Consider the following 14,262-nt stretch of genomic DNA (forward strand, 5'->3'; position numbering starts at 1 on the left):
TCCTCTCTCGCCGTCGTCCCCTCCGGCTGCGGGGGGGGGCCGGCCGCGAAGCGGCCGGCCCCGCCCCGTCTTCCAGGGAGGGAACGTTGCCACGGCGACGCTGCTACCCCCCTCCGACACCTGGGACGACGAATGGGCCCTCATCGAACCGCTGCTGCCGACACCGGCTTGCGAGACCCCGGCCGGCGGCCGCCCGGAGAAGCACCCCCGCCGGGAGATCGTCGATGCGATCCGCTATGTCGTCGACACCGGATGCAAGTGGAGGGCCTTGCCCAAGGACTTCCCGCCCTGGCGCACGTGCTACGGGTTCATGGCCCGCTGGGCTGCAGCCGGCGTCATCGGACAGATCCGTGACCAGCTCCGGAAGCGAATCCGCCGCGAGATGGGCCGGGCCCCCGGAGCGGTCGCCACCGTCATCGACTCCCAGTCGGTCAAGGCCGCCGACACCGTCGGCAAGGACTCCCGCGGCTACGACGCCGGCAAGAAAATCAACGGCCGCAAGCGGCACCTGGTCGTGGACATCAAGGGCCTGCCGCTGTTCGTCATGGTCACCCCGGCCGACATGACCGACCGCAACGCGGCCAAGGAAGTTCTGTTCCGGCTGCGGCTCATGCACCCCGAGATCACCATCGTCTGGGCCGACTCCGCCTATGCCGGACAGCTCGGGGCGGTCAGCCGGAGTGCCCTTCCGGAAGCGGAGTGCCGCCATAGCGGGCTTCGGCAACGTCAATGGCCATATCCGCCTGCGCCGCGGTGCCGATGGTGAGGATCTCGATGTTGTCCCCCTCCACCACGCGAGCTCGCAGATGAATGGTGGTCCCGTCCACTGCGATCACGCCTGTGACATTTCCGGGGCCGCCCGGTGCGGAGGTGAGATCGATGGTGACCTGGCTTCCACCAGCGATTCCCCCGGAGCACGCGCGCAGGTCCTCGAGTAGTTGGGTGTCCTCTCCGTCCTCCACCACAACCTCGGTGAGCTGATCACCTTTGTCGGAGATGTATCCGATTCGCTGGTCGGCCTGAGTGGCCACGCGCGCGTACGCGGGGCATCCCGGAAGTTCGGGCACAGCGTTAGGACTGAACTGTCCCTGTGGATCGACGGGGCCCCCGAGGATCTGCTCGGCGTCTTCGTCAGAGATCAGCCCGCGCGGAGGTGCCTGCGTTGCGGTTGTTGCCAGCGTCTTTGCGGCACTTCCGTCGTCTCCACAGGCCCCCGCGAACATGAGTGCCCCGCACGCAGCAGCGACTGCGACAGCCCGACGCCCCCGACCGCGATCGAAGACCGAGATGCGCTGAACGTTCACGGCATCAGGATGATCCTCGGCAGGGTGTGCCGCATCTCGTGCTCGGCTCAGATCTGGTCGGCGAGCAGCACCGGCTCGTAACGCGCGCCGACGGGTGACGAGCTCTACCGCGCAAAACGTCAGTGCCGGTTGATCGCCGTGCCAACGCTGCCGCGCCGGGTGGCGGAGCAGGGCTTGGTCATCGGCTACGTCCTGCACTTGGCCGCCTCCCGTGACCTCACGAGCAGGCAGGTGCGTGTTCACCAGTGGCGACCCGGGCTTTCGCCCCGGCTCCATGAGGGTGGGCGCCCCGCCGGGGGCCGGGCGCCACGCCATCCAGGCCGCTCTCGACCGCCTCCTGGCCCCGGGGCCGTTCTTCCGAGGTCGACTGCAGCGCCCCGCGTCCTGTTTCCACGCCACGTCACCCTCGCGCGGCGGTGCCTCCCGGAGTCGTCGACGGCTGCTGTGTGGGTCGTCGATAGAGCCACGGCCTGACTTCTGACATGACGAAGCCGCCCCTTCGGCCTGAAGGCAGAAGGGACGGCTTCGTCATGTGTGTGACTCAGGGAGTCTTTCTGCGGGAGGTGTAACGGCGGCGGTTGGCGAGGGTTCGAGCGACGGTGCTGCCGTACCACATCCGGGTGCCGTCGGGGGTGGTCTCGTCGGGTTGAGGCCAGCGGTTGCGGCTGACATCGGCGTAAAGGGTGTCGGCGGCCAGCCCGGTGGCGGCGGCGATCTCGGTGAGGGTGTAGGCGCGACCGGGTTCGAGGTCGGGTGTGGGACGGTGGTGGTGAGTCTGTACGAAGCGGTCTACTTCGCCGGGGTCATATTCGGCGAATCGTCCGCGTTTTCCGGTGCGGGCGGGCCAGTCCGGGTGTCGGCCCCACCGGGGGTTCTCGGCGACGTAGCGGGGGCTGAGTCCGTAGTGGGCGGCGATTTCGGCGAAGGTGACGCCGCTGCGCCCGTCGGGGGGCTGGGGAGACTCGGCGGCTACCATGACGGGGGTTCTCCTCTGGGGAATCTGCTGGGCCGACGGGGCGTGCTCCCCGTCTTTGGACGGTGGGCCCTTGTGGCCCCGCCCCGTCGGCTGTCTTGCATGTGGTGCGGGTCAGGAGGCCAGGGCCGTGCGAGCGTCGCGCAGGGCGGTTTCCAAGGTGCCGGCGGTGTGGTCGTGCCCGGAGAAACCGCTTTCTTCGGTGGGGTCGATGCTCCATCCCCATCCGGTCCCGTCGTGACCGTCGATGACGACGCTGCGGCCGTTGAAAACGATCATGAGTGAGAGGTTCCCGCCGGGGAAGGCGACCACCTCCGTCCGTGTGTCCCGCCCCAGGATGCGGGCGATGGCCGCACGGGCCTCTTCTTCGCCGGTCGTGCTGTTCTTCTGCACGTTCCCGTCCTCGCTGGGGGTGAGGACGACGGTGCGGCCGTCCGGGTCGGTCAAAACCTGCCGGTCCTCGGTGGCGGCGTCGGCGGGCGCTGTGAGGCCGAGGCGGAGGTAACCGGTGGCGGGGCGGCGGGTCGCCGGGTAGAGCTCGAACACTGAACCGTCACCGAGAACGGCGGCGTAGTGCTCGGGTCCGGTGCCGTGCCGCTCCTGGACGAAGGACAGGCCCAGGGTGGCATAGAAGTCTCGGCAGGCTTCCAGCTGGTCGGTGTAGATGACGACAAGGTCGATGTGCATGGGTGCTCCTTTCGTGGTTGCCGTGGCAGGGGAAGGGGTGGACGCCCCCGGCTGGATGCCGGGGGCGGCAGGTCAGGCGCCGGGGCGCCGGTAGACCTCTTCGCCGGTGCGCCTGCTGGTGATGATGAGCGTTCCGTCGGGTTCCGCGTAGATCACGTTCCCCTTGGTCACTGCGACCAGCCTCCCGTCTTCTTCCTGTCGGACGTAGTCCGCGCGGGGCGGGTACATCCGGCCGTCGAAAGCGAGTCCCGAGTCGGGGTTCCGAGGGACTCCGCTGTACTCGTCTTCTACGCTGTCGAGCGTTTCGGCGAGCTGGCGGAGTGCTTCCTCCGGGCCCTTTGCCGGGGGCAGCGCCGTCAGACGCTGGTAGACGATGCCGAGTCGTTCCTGAAGGGAAAGCCTCTGTCCGTCTGTCACGGCTACCTCTTTTGAGTTGGGAATCTGCTGCGTCTTCCGGGGTGCTCCCCCCTTCCGACAACACATACATTACACGACTCACCCCACCTTTTGCAAGGTGTCGAGTGGTTCTTCCGCATCAACTGCGGAAGCGGCGACGGAGCACAGCAGGCCGGAGAGGTCAGATGGGCGGAGATGTCGCGGACGCTGAGCTCTTCCGGCGGCCTGGTGGCGGTCGAGGAGCGGATGTCGAGACGTGTTCGGGAGACGCGGCCGGCGCGGGCGAGTTCGGCCACGGTGTGCCGGCGGGCCGCCGGAAAGGTCGGCCCGCCAGGAACAAGGGGGCTGGCCGACGAATCAAGCCCCGGCCGCGGGGCCCTGCGCCCCGAGGATGAACGACTGCCTCTTCCTCCAGCTCGCGGAGAAAGAGGTGTCGGCGGCGAGAAAGACTGACCCGCCGGTCCTGACCTGCGGCAATGCGCGGTCGCGCGAAACGGGCCCGCAACCGGTGATGCAACCGGTGATGCAACCCTCCGCGCAACCGGTGGTGCAACCGGTGACGCAACCGGTGACGCAACCTCCCGGCGGCGGCGGTGGTCGGGCGGCCGGCCCTCCAGTGCGCCAGCCGGGTTTCACGCCGCCCGCCGAGAAGGAAAGGCCCGCCCCTCGCCGACGTCCAGGCCCCCAGGGAGGCCCCTGCTGGTCGAGGAGCGAACCCGCTTCCTCGGCCATGGCGATTCCGCCGGACCGTCCTGGGCGTTCTGCGGACGCGGCGCACCGGACGGTGATCGCGTGCGCCGCGCACGGCCCCTGCGCGGTCCGCGTCCCTGGAGCAGCCGGTGGGCGGTGCCGGGCCAGGGGACTGCTGCCCCGGAGCGCCTCCTCCTGCTGGCGAGGTGCAGGCAGGCGCTGCGGGCAGGGCTTCGCCGCGGCTCGCCGGGGCGCGTTCGCCGGGGGCCATGTCCACGGGGTGCGGCGACGGCCGTTCCTCGGTCGCGCAGGCTGCCCCGAAGGGTGACCCGGGGGCGAGCGGAGTGACCCGGCCAGAGGGAAGGGGGCGGGTTGCTCTTTGGGCAACCGTTTGACCTGCGGGTTTGTGGTTCTGGGTCAGTTTCTGGGTCAGGGGTGCTGAGGACAGTCGACGACACGTGATCGAGAAAGGGCCGTGTCGTGGACATCCGTGTCTTCAAGGGACTGAACGCCGAGTGGGCGCTGGTGTGTGCCGAGCCGGGCGCCGGGGCGCGGGTGCGCGGCTGGCTGGAGGGGGCCGGTGTTCTGACACCGGGTGAGGGGCCGGCGGAGCTGGAGACGTTGCTGGGCTGGCTCGGGGTGCGGGACCGGCGGGTGGGCCGGGAGCACAGCGACCGGTGGATGGGTGCGCTGCTGGCGGTGGCGGCAGGCGAGGGTGCGGGGGCGCGGCTGGCGGCGCGGGTGGTGGTGCAGGCGATGGTCGACGGGGCGGTGCGCACCACGATGTCGCTGCTGCGGCCGGGGCGGGAGTTCGACGAGGTGGGGCAGGTCGTGGTGGCGGCCCTGTACGGGGTGGTGCGTACCTATCCGCTGCACCGGTCTCGGAAGGTCGCGGCGAACCTGCTGCTGGAGACGCTGCACCGGGCGAGCCGGGAGCTGCGGGACGACGACCCCCAGGCGGTGGAGTGGAGCTCCGAGTGGGCGGAGCGGGCGAGCGGCGAGGACGTGGCGGAGGCCGCGTGCCGGGCCGGGGTGGTGGAACAGGCCGTGGCAGGCGGCCTGGTGGAGGGGGCGCGGGAGTGGGAGCCGGCGCGGGCGGAGCTGGCCGAGTTGCTGCTGTGGGGGGTGCAGACAGGTCTGCTGAGCGTGGCGCGGGCGCGGCAGATCGCGGACGAGGTGCGGGCGGAGTCGCAGGAGCAGGCCGGGGTGTCGGCGGCGGCCCGGCGTCAGCGGCGCAGCCGGACCGTGGCGCGGTTGCGGCCGGTGGCACGGCAGTGGGTGCAGGCGGCGTGAAGCTCTCGGATTTTCTCGGGCTGCGGCTGTCACGTTCGGGTGCGGCCGGCTCCTTGCGGGGGTGGACCGGCGGAACGGCCGCCGGGGAGTGGGAATGCGAGGTGTCGGCCGTGGCGGAACAGCCGTCGGACGAAACGGTGCTCATGCGGGCCCGTCGCCGGCTCGGGGAGCTGGCCGTGCTGCTGGAGGTGGCGCCGTTCTCCGCCGAGACGGAGGAGGCGATGCGGACGTATCTGCGCGAGGCCCCGGTGGCCCGGCAGGCGTTCGGTCGCTGGTGCGAGCTTCCCGCGCAGACGCGCCTGACGCGGGCCGCCCTGCTGCGCGAGGCCCAGTCGTGAGGCGCCGCAGCACGGGCCCGGTCCCCGAGCAGACGCGGGCGGCTCGTGAGCACGGACGGGTCGAGGAGGCGGGTCTGCCTGCGGAGGCGGGCGGGTGGGAGCTGGGTTCGCTGGGGGCCTCGGCGAACGCGGTGACGGTGCTGCGCCGCTCGGCGTGGGTGCTGCTGCTGGCCGGTCCGGTGCTGGGGGCGTGGGCTCTGCTCGCGGGTCCCGAGGTCGTGCGCGCGGAGGTCGCCGCGGAGCGGCCTGCGGCGGTGGCGGTGGATTCCTCGGGGCCGGGCGGGTTCGCCGAGCTGTTCGTGACGGCGTATCTGGAGGCCGAGGAGGGGCGGACCGGCGAGGTCCTGGCGGCGTTCATGCCGGGGGCGGGTCCGGCCACGCTCTCAGGCGGTGGGGGCGGTCAGGTGGTGGAGCAGGCCGCGGCGGTGCGGGTGCGGGCCGTCTCGGCCGGCTACTGGGCCGTGACGGTCGCCGCACGGGTCCGCCCCGCCGAGCTGCCGGCGGCGAAGCCGGAGCGGGACGAGGCCGAGCCGGCCGTGGGGCTGCGGTACTTCCGGGTGCCGGTGCGCTCCGGTGCCTCGGGCGAGCTTGCCGCGGTGGCTCTGCCTGCGGAGGTCGGTGCGCTGCCGGTGGGGCAGGCCCCTGAACTCGGCTACGGGCAGGCGGCGGAGCCCAGTGCGGCGGATCCGGGGGTGCGGACGCTTCAGGGGTTCTTCACCTCCTACCTGGCGGGCGGCGGCGAGGTCGACCGGTACATGCCTCCGGGCAGCAGGCTCACCCCGATCGTGCCGGCTCCGTACGCCTGGGCTCGCGTGGAGCGGGTCGCGGAGTACGGGACGAACGCGCCGGGCGCGGCCTTCCCCGAGGGGGCGCAGATCCCGGACGGGACGCGGCGCCGGCTGCTGGTGGACGTGACGGCATCCGAACGGGCGGGTGCGGAGCGGGCTTTGACGTATGCGGTCGCGCTGAAGGCGCGCGACGGGCGGTGGGAGGTGGAGGCCGTCGAGGCGGCCCCGCTCCTGGCTGCCGGTTCTGGTGCAACGGACATGAGGAGCAAGTGATGCAGGACATGGTGCTGCTGGCGGACGCGATCAGCGACGTCAATGTGCTGGGTATCCGACTCAATGGTCTGCTGACCAGCACGGTGATGCTGGTCATGGTGACCGTCTCCACGATCGCTTCCTGGCGCAGGACGAAGTCCGTTCTGGCCGCGGGTGGTGCGCTGCTGGGCGGGGTGGCCCTGTGGTACGCGGTGATGAGCGCTCCCGCGTTCCGTGACTCCGTGGGAGAGACGATCAAGCCGGGCGGTGCGCCGCCGGTGACCGAAGGGCGCGGGCCTGCGGTCGTGCGCGTCGTGGAGCCGGTCCCCGGGACCGGGGCGGGGCGTGGCGGTGAGGGCCTGTGAGCACGCCCGCGGAAATGCCTTCCGGCGACGAGGTGCTGGTGGGCCGGTGCTACACCAAGGCCCGGCGGCATCCGCTGATGATCGGGAAGTGGCCCGGCGGTCAGATGACGATTCCGGGCGGGCCGTACACGGTGCCGCAGGTGGCCGTGATCGCGGTGACCTTTGCGGTGCTGATGCTGACCCGCGCGGTGTGGGCGCACTTCGGGCTGGTGAATTTCGTGATCGCCCTCGGGGTGCCGTATGGGCTGTCTCTGGTGGTGCGGCACGTCCACGTGGACGGCCGTAACCCGCTTCTGGTCGCGGTGAGCGCGGGCGGAGCGGTGACGGCGCCTTCTGCGGGGCGTCTGAGTGGCCGGCCGGTGAAGCCGGTGGGCCGGTACCGGCCGCTGGTGGGGGTGTGCAGCGTGACGTGGACGGAGGAGGCCCCGGATTCCTCCCGGGTGGCCGGGGAGGAGGCCGTGTCCGAGACGGCGTCTTCGGCGGTCGGCGGCCCGTCGGGGATGCCGGCCGCGGCGGTGCGGGCGGGGAGTCGGGGCGGGAGTCCGGCGGGGGCGGCGGCGGCGCTGCTGGCACTGCGTCAGGAGCAGTTGCGGGCGCGGGGCGTGGATGTCGAGCGGGGGGTGTGAGCGGTGAGGATTCCGATCCGGCACGTGGCCGGGAACGTGGTGTGGACGACGCAGGGAACGGTGTGGGCGCTCTTCCGGGTGCAGGGCGCGCAGTCGGCGCACGGCTCGCGGCGGGCGCGGCAGCAGCGGCTGGGGCATCTGGAGGCGCTGGTCAAGCAGTTGCGGGGGGAGTCGATGCTGCTGAGTCTGTGTCCGGCGGTCGACCCGGAGAGCGTGGTGGCCCGGATGTGCGCGGACATCGACATGACCGCCTCGCCCCGGTACGCGGCGAGCGTGGAGATGCTGCGCGGTCAGCTGGAGCAGCTGGAGCTGACGGGCCGCTCGGACTGGCTCGCGCTGCCGCTGCCGATGCCGCGGAAGGAGGCGCTGCGGGAGGTGGTCGCGGCCGCGCGGGCCGAGGTGTCTCTGGCGCTCGGCCTGCTGCCCCGCCCGGTCTCGGCGCGGGAGGAGGAGCTGCGCCTGGTGCAGGCGCAGCGGCTTGCGTCGATGTGGCCGTCAGGGATCGGGCTGCGGGCGGCGTCCACGGCCGAAGTGCTGTGGATCTACGGGCACAGTGCGCGGCGCGGTCTGGTCGAGCCGGTGCTGCCCGCTGCGGACGGTGGGCAGCGGGTGCGGGGGCGGGGTCGGGGGGCGGCCTCGCTGGGTCAGGTGGTGCTCGCCGAGGGCGGACTGCTCGGTGCCGAAGTGGAGCAGGGCGGGCAGGAGGCGGCCGGCCGCAGGGGTCGGGGGCGGGGGAATCCGTTTTCGCGGAGGTGGGTCGAGGCGACGACCGAGTGGGGTTCGTCGTACCAGGCGATGCTCGCGCTGGCGGAGATGCCCGAGGCGTTCACGTTCCCCGGGTCGGAGTATCTGGGGCAGCTGGACGATTTCTCGTTCCCGGTGGACTGGGTGGTGCGGCTTCAGGTGGAGAGCGGCGCTGCGGCGGAGGCGAAGAGCCGGCGTCAGGCGCGGGAGCTGGCCCACCAGTACGAGCAGTACGACGGGGAGACGGCCGGGGTGCCTGCCAGTGTCGACAAGGCGGCGTCCGGTCTGGACGAGTTCCGTGAGCGGCTGACGTCGTCGAAGACGGAGGTCGAGGTGCGGGCGATGACCGCGCTGTGCGTGTGGGGCGGCACGCCGGAGGAGGCGGAGCGGCGGGCGGGCGAGCTGTCCGGCCACTTCGCCGGCGGGGAGTACACCTTCGTCAGGCCGCGCGGTGAGCAGGAGGCGCTCTGGTACGGGATGCTGCCCGGGACGCGGACGCCGTCGGTGATGGCGCAGTACTCCCAGTACCTCCTCGCCCGCGACTTCTCGATGGCCGCGCCGTTCACCGGCAGCGCGCTGGGGGACGAGACGGGTCCGCTGTACGGGCTGCAACTGGCCAACGGCGGAGTGCGTCCGGTGCTGTGCGACTGGTCGCGCGGGCCGCGGGAGAACACCTCGGCCGCGGCGGCGTGGGTCGGTGAGCTGGGCAGCGGCAAGTCGGTGGGGATGAAGTCGGCCATGTACTCGGTGCTTGCGGCCGGACGGCGCCGGCACGGGGTCCGCCGGGGCCGGGCGGTGGTGGTCGACCGGACCGAGCAGCAGGAATGGGTGCGCTTCGCCCAGGCGTGCCCCGGCGAGACCGAGATCATCACGATCGACGACCAGGCCCGGATCTCCCTGGATCCGCTGCGGATCTTCACCGAGGCGGCGGAGGCGCAGCGGTTCACCGAGTCGTATCTGACGCTGCTGCTGGGGCTGTCGCCGATGAGCGAGGAGGGCATCGCTCTGTCGGAGGCGATCGAGGCCGTCCTGAAAGAGCCGCACCCCTCGATGCGGGTGCTGGTGGAGGAGCTGACCAACCGGGGCGCGGGCGGGGACACGTTCGCGGTGCTGGCCGCGCGCCGGCTGGCCGCTGCCCGCCGCAAGGATCTGGCCCGCGCGGTGTTCGACGAGACGCTGCCGGTGGTGCGGAACTCCACCGCGGACAGCGTCGTCTTCGCGGTCCATTCTCTGGCGCTGCCGACGAAGAGTGAGCTGGAGGCTGGGCGGCTGGAGAAGCTCCAGTTCGAGAAGACGTTCGGTCGGGCGGTGATGTATCTGATTGCCGCCCTGTGCCGGAAGATCGCCTATGCCGCTCCGGACGAGTTCGCGGTGGCGATCTGGGATGAGTGCTGGTGGCTGACGTCCTCGCCCGAGGGGCTGGAGTTGGCGATCGAGCTGGTCAAGGACGGCCGCAAGCACAACGCGGGGGCCTGGTTCGGCGGGCACGACGAGGACGACATCGGCCCCGCCGACAGTGAGAAGGGGCAGATCCTGCGTGGCCTGATCCCGCGCAAGTGCCTCTTTCGGCACACGAACCGCAACCTGGCCGCCCGCGGGCTCGCGTTTTTGGGGTGCAGCGACCAGGACGAGGACCTCCTGACGCTGGTCACCTCCGGTCTGTCGCCCAACCGGCCGGACATGAGCGACGAGGAGCGGGCCGCGCGGGCCGGTGAGTGCCTCCACCGTGATCTGACCGGCCGGATCGGCGCCATGCAGATCACCATCCCCGCCGATGAGGAGATCGCGGCCGCCATCCACTCCCAGCCCGTCCGGCAGGCCGTCTGATGTCCCGCCGGCGCCTCGCGCGCAGCACGCCGCGCCCCACGACGGCCGGATTCGGCGGCCGGGCCGCCGCGGTGGTGCGGTGGGCGCGGCCGGGCCGGGCGCTGCTGCTCGCGGTGGTGCTGCTGATGCTCGCCGGCCTCTCCTCGCTGCTGCTGGCCGCGGCCGCGACCGCCGCGCCGGAACCGGTCCCGTCGCCGACCGTGCCGAACCGCCTGGTGCCGCCGGTCGACCCGGACAACCCGCTCGCCCCGGCGCCGGTCCTCACCCCGCCCGCGGACGGCACCACGCTCGACGAGATCGGGCACGAGGCCGACCGCAACGCGGCCGCGCAGAAGAAGGAGCAGGAGCGCCGGGCGGCGGAAGCCTGGAAGAAGACGGTGGAGGACTACCTCAAGAACGAGGCGTCCCGGGGCGGGGTGCTGTCCGCGTTCGAGGTGACCGACCGCAACAACATCCCCGTCTCCGCCTACCGGGTCTACGCCGACACCGGCGACTGGAACGACTGGGATTTGAAGATCGAGCACTTCCTGGTCGAAATGATGTTCCTCGGCAACAAGTGGCTCGTCTCCTTCGCGTGCTTCCTGATCTCCTGGGCGCTGTCTTTCTCCCTGGCCGGACTGCTCCTCAAGCCCGCGCTGACGGTGTCGACGTCGCTGTACGGCGGGGTGATCGTGCAGCTGGGGCTGCCCACGCTGTTCCTGACGTTCGCGATGGTGGTGGCGGCCTGGCACCTGCTGTTCGGCAACCGGGCGCGCGGGTGGGGCGAGATGGCGGCGGCGCTGGTCATCTCGGCGCTCGCGCTCGGCGCTCTGGCCTCGCCGCCACAGATGCTGCTGTCCAAGGACTCGGGCGTCGTCGCCTCCGTGCGTGATCTCGCGGTGGAGACTGCTGCGCTCGTCCTGGACAAGGAGGCCATCGACGCCGACAGCCCCGGCCGGACGACGGCGAGCGGGACGTGGGAGAAGGCAGGGTCGGGCGCCACTGTGGGGACGCGGGTGCGCAGCTCGTCCTCCTCGATCGCCCGGCCCATCACCGACGCCCTGGTGGACGCCTTCGTCGCCCGGCCGGCGATGATGCTCTCCTACGGCCGGACCTTCTCCGACCCCGCAGACGGCGACGGCCCCAAGTGCGGCACGCTGTTTCGCGAATCCCGGATCTCCCAGGCGGTCTTCGACAAGGAACTCGACGAGTTCCTGGCGTCCGGCGAGAAGCAGGCGGGCCAGATCCCGTACATCGGGGGCGTCTTGAAGGACGTCGCGGAATCCGTCACCGCGACGCCCGACACGGTCATCCGGGAGAAGCTCGCCGCCAAGGGGCCGCTGAAGAAGTTCGAGGCCCAGTGCGTGAAGGACGGCGCCGCGTCGGCGAAGAAGGCCAGCATGGAGAAGGTCGGGGGCGCCTTCTTCATGGTCATCGCCGCTTTCCTGACCTGCATCTTCATGATCACGCTGACGGCCGGGTTCCTCTTCGCCCAGCTCCAGATCGCCATCGAGGCGATGATCGCCAAGGTCGGGCTCGCCGTCGGTGTCCTGCCCGGGCCCGGGCGCGGCTGGCTGTGGGACCGGGCCACCGCCATCGCCCGCGCACTGGCCCTCATGCTCGTCTCCGTCGCGTCGATCGCCGTGTTCGTCGTCGTCGTCAACGCCGTCCTGAACGCCTCCGACCAGGATCTGCCCGGCGGGATCACCATCCGATTCGTCGCCCTCGACTGCGTCGTGCTCGGCGCCTTCGTCTACCGCAAGCGCCTGACCCGGGCGACCCGCGGCCTCGCTCACCGCGCGCGTGCCCGGGTCGGCACCAGCGTGGTGGGTGGCAGCGCAGCACCTACGCTCCCCTCCCCCAAGCGGGGCGGTGCGGGCCGCAAGCTGGCGCTGGGCGGCCTCGCGCTCGGCGCCATGGCCTTGTCCGGCGGCAGTGGTCTGGCCGCCGGCCTCGGCCGGGCCGGTACGGCACGCACGGCCCGCAGCCTCGGCGGTATGGCCCTGCGCGGGACCGGCCGGGCCATCGCCGGAACAGCACGCGTCGCCGGCCGGACCGCCGCGGCGGGCGTCCGCGGCGCGGCGCAGACGACAAGGTTCGGCCTCCAGGCCACTGTCGGACTGCCGGTGTACGGGCCGAGGGCGGCACGCCGTGTCGGCGCCGCGGCCGCGACGGTACCCGGCCGGATCTCCGCCGCCCGCGCGAGCACGGTCCACGGGGTACAGCAGGCCGTCCAGGCGGTACACCAGAACGGGATCGCGCCGGCGGCGAACTTCGTGGGCGAGGGCGTCCACAACATGCGCTCGCTCGGCCGGATCGTGACCGGCCGCGGCGGACTCGGCCTCTACAACGCGCCGAACCGTCCCGGACCGTTCCCGCCTCCTGCGCCGCCTCCGCGCCGGCGCCGCGCGGTGCCACCGCCCCGTCCGACCCAGCCGCCGACGCCCACTCCTGTACCGGTGCCGGTTCGGCGGGGGCGTCCCGTGCCGCCGATCGCACAGCCGCCGGCCGGGACACAACAGGCCCGCCTCCGGCAGCGGCTGCACCGCATCCAGGCCCAGCAGGCACTGACCGCCACTCCCCCGCAGCCCCCGGCGCAGCCGTCTCCGGTGGCAGTACAACCGGTTCCCGCCCCGCAACCCTCGCCCACTCCGCCGCGGACACGGCGCACCCCCCGCCCGACGCCTCCGCTCAACCCTGCGCCGCCACGGCGCAGGAGGCGGCCGTGAAGACCCCGGCGAAGACGGCGCTGGCCGGTGCGGTGCTGCTCTCACCACTGGCGCTCATCCTGGGGTTGGTGATTCTGTTCGTCGCAGCGGTGGCCAACGGTGCCGCCGGTCACAACGAAGAGCCCGGCGGCGCGGCCGCCGGGCCGCAGGCCGCGGCGCCGGCCGGTGTCTCCGGGATCGGGCCGATGGTCCTGGACGCCTACGTGCGGGCCGCGGCTGCGATGACCACGCTGCGCCCGAAGTGCCGGGGGATGCGCTGGTCGGTCGTCGCCGGCATCGGCCGGGTCGAGTCGAACCACGCCGCCGGCCGCGACGTCGCCGCGAGCGGCGCGGTCACGCCCCGGATTTACGGGGTCCGGCTCCACGGCTCGGGGGCCGGCGGGAACACGAGCGTCCACAGCGACACCGACCACGGTGTCCTGGACGGCGACACCGTCTATGACCGGGCGGTCGGGCCCATGCAGTTCATCCCCTCCACCTGGAGGGGCCCCTCCGGGCAGGACGGCAACGGCGACGGGGCCAAGGACCCCCACAACATCTACGACGCCGCGCAGGCAACCGCCGCCTACCTCTGCGGCACCGGCCCGAGCGACCTTGGCGACGACGCCCAGCTGCGCCGGGCGGTGCTCCGCTACAACCAGTCGGGCGCGTATGCGGACGAGGTCCTCGGACACGTCCACGCCTACGACCGGCTCGGCACCACGGGCGCCGGCGCCTTCCAGATCTCCGGCACCGGCCGCGGGCCCGACGCCCTGCGCCGCGCGGCCACTCACCTCGGCGTCCCCTACTCCTGGGGCGGCGGCACCCCCAGCGGCCCCTCGACCGGGTTCTGCGACGGCACGAACGGCTACCTCAACGGCCGCTGTTCCGCGTCGGTCACCGCCGGATTCGACTGCTCCAGCCTCGTCCAGAACGCCTACTGGCCCACCCTGCAACTCCCCCGCGTCGCATCCGCCCAGTACAGCGCCACCTCACAGCGCTCCGTCCCTCGCGACAGTCTCCAGACCGGCGATCTGCTCTTCTGGTCCCACGGCGGAACCGGCGGCATCTACCATGTCGCCCTCTACGCTGGCGACGGCAATGTCCTGCACGCACCCCGCACCGGGAAGGCGGTCGAGGTCGTCCCGCTGACCACCGCAATGCCGGAGCACGACTACTACGGCGCTACCCGCCCCTGACCGGGACGCCAAAGGGGCGCATCGTCGGCCGATCCGTCCAGGGTCGAACCGAAGAATCAGGTGACTGCCCGCCTCGCCACTCCTTGTGCCCAG

At 72.1% G+C, this 14,262-nt stretch carries 12 protein-coding genes and 1 pseudogene; 9 read left to right on the plus strand and 4 right to left on the minus strand.

Annotated elements, in window-relative coordinates; genetic code table 11:
• Positions 1-100: 100 nt before the first annotated feature.
• Positions 101-664: pseudogene (locus ACFXMG_RS38420) on the plus strand (IS5 family transposase); the annotation flags it as partial.
• A 7-nt stretch (positions 665-671) separates the two neighbouring features.
• Here ACFXMG_RS38420 and ACFXMG_RS38425 read toward each other — a convergent pair.
• The 4 genes from ACFXMG_RS38425 to ACFXMG_RS38440 all read right to left on the minus strand — a co-directional run bounded on the left by ACFXMG_RS38425 (position 672) and on the right by ACFXMG_RS38440 (position 3,381).
• Positions 672-1,304, minus strand: a complete 633-nt coding sequence (locus ACFXMG_RS38425) for a hypothetical protein (protein ID WP_384339081.1) — start codon at positions 1,302-1,304, stop codon at positions 672-674.
• Positions 1,305-1,845: 541 nt separating this feature from the next.
• On the minus strand, positions 1,846-2,280 hold the full coding sequence (locus ACFXMG_RS38430) for a hypothetical protein (protein WP_384339083.1): 435 nt from the start codon (positions 2,278-2,280) through the stop codon (positions 1,846-1,848).
• Positions 2,281-2,391: 111 nt separating this feature from the next.
• A complete protein-coding gene (locus ACFXMG_RS38435; RefSeq protein WP_384339085.1) occupies positions 2,392-2,964 on the minus strand; it encodes a VOC family protein in 573 nt (190 codons plus the stop codon).
• Between the two features lie 72 nt (positions 2,965-3,036).
• A complete protein-coding gene (locus tag ACFXMG_RS38440; protein ID WP_384339087.1) occupies positions 3,037-3,381 on the minus strand; it encodes a hypothetical protein in 345 nt (114 codons plus the stop codon).
• Positions 3,382-4,530: 1,149 nt separating this feature from the next.
• On the opposite strand from ACFXMG_RS38440, the gene ACFXMG_RS38445 reads away from it, so the two are divergent.
• The 8 genes from ACFXMG_RS38445 to ACFXMG_RS38480 all read left to right on the plus strand — a co-directional run bounded on the left by ACFXMG_RS38445 (position 4,531) and on the right by ACFXMG_RS38480 (position 14,169).
• Positions 4,531-5,343: a hypothetical protein gene (locus tag ACFXMG_RS38445; RefSeq protein ID WP_384339089.1), complete on the plus strand. Its 813-nt coding sequence runs from the start codon at positions 4,531-4,533 to the stop codon at positions 5,341-5,343.
• A 110-nt stretch (positions 5,344-5,453) separates the two neighbouring features.
• Positions 5,454-5,681: a hypothetical protein gene (locus tag ACFXMG_RS38450; protein ID WP_384339091.1), complete on the plus strand. Its 228-nt coding sequence runs from the start codon at positions 5,454-5,456 to the stop codon at positions 5,679-5,681.
• Complete coding sequence (locus ACFXMG_RS38455) at positions 5,678-6,742, plus strand: conjugal transfer protein (RefSeq protein WP_384339093.1); 1,065 nt, start codon at positions 5,678-5,680, stop codon at positions 6,740-6,742. Before ACFXMG_RS38450 ends, ACFXMG_RS38455 begins: the two co-directional genes overlap by 4 nt.
• Positions 6,742-7,086, plus strand: a complete 345-nt coding sequence (locus tag ACFXMG_RS38460; protein ID WP_384339095.1) for a hypothetical protein — start codon at positions 6,742-6,744, stop codon at positions 7,084-7,086. The genes ACFXMG_RS38455 and ACFXMG_RS38460 overlap by 1 nt, the downstream gene beginning before the upstream one ends.
• On the plus strand, positions 7,083-7,712 hold the full coding sequence (locus ACFXMG_RS38465) for a hypothetical protein (protein WP_384339097.1): 630 nt from the start codon (positions 7,083-7,085) through the stop codon (positions 7,710-7,712). The genes ACFXMG_RS38460 and ACFXMG_RS38465 overlap by 4 nt, the downstream gene beginning before the upstream one ends.
• Positions 7,713-7,715: 3 nt before the next feature.
• Entirely contained in the window at positions 7,716-10,283 is a 2,568-nt protein-coding gene (locus tag ACFXMG_RS38470; protein WP_384339099.1) for an ATP-binding protein, read from the plus strand.
• Positions 10,283-12,991: a hypothetical protein gene (locus ACFXMG_RS38475; protein WP_384339101.1), complete on the plus strand. Its 2,709-nt coding sequence runs from the start codon at positions 10,283-10,285 to the stop codon at positions 12,989-12,991. The genes ACFXMG_RS38470 and ACFXMG_RS38475 overlap by 1 nt, the downstream gene beginning before the upstream one ends.
• Positions 12,988-14,169, plus strand: coding sequence for a C40 family peptidase (locus tag ACFXMG_RS38480; RefSeq protein WP_384339103.1), 1,182 nt, complete (start codon positions 12,988-12,990; stop codon positions 14,167-14,169). The genes ACFXMG_RS38475 and ACFXMG_RS38480 overlap by 4 nt, the downstream gene beginning before the upstream one ends.
• Positions 14,170-14,262 lie beyond the last annotated feature (93 nt).

It is taken from the genome of Streptomyces sp. NPDC059201, from assembly GCF_042754585.1.
Classification (GTDB): domain Bacteria; phylum Actinomycetota; class Actinomycetes; order Streptomycetales; family Streptomycetaceae; genus Streptomyces.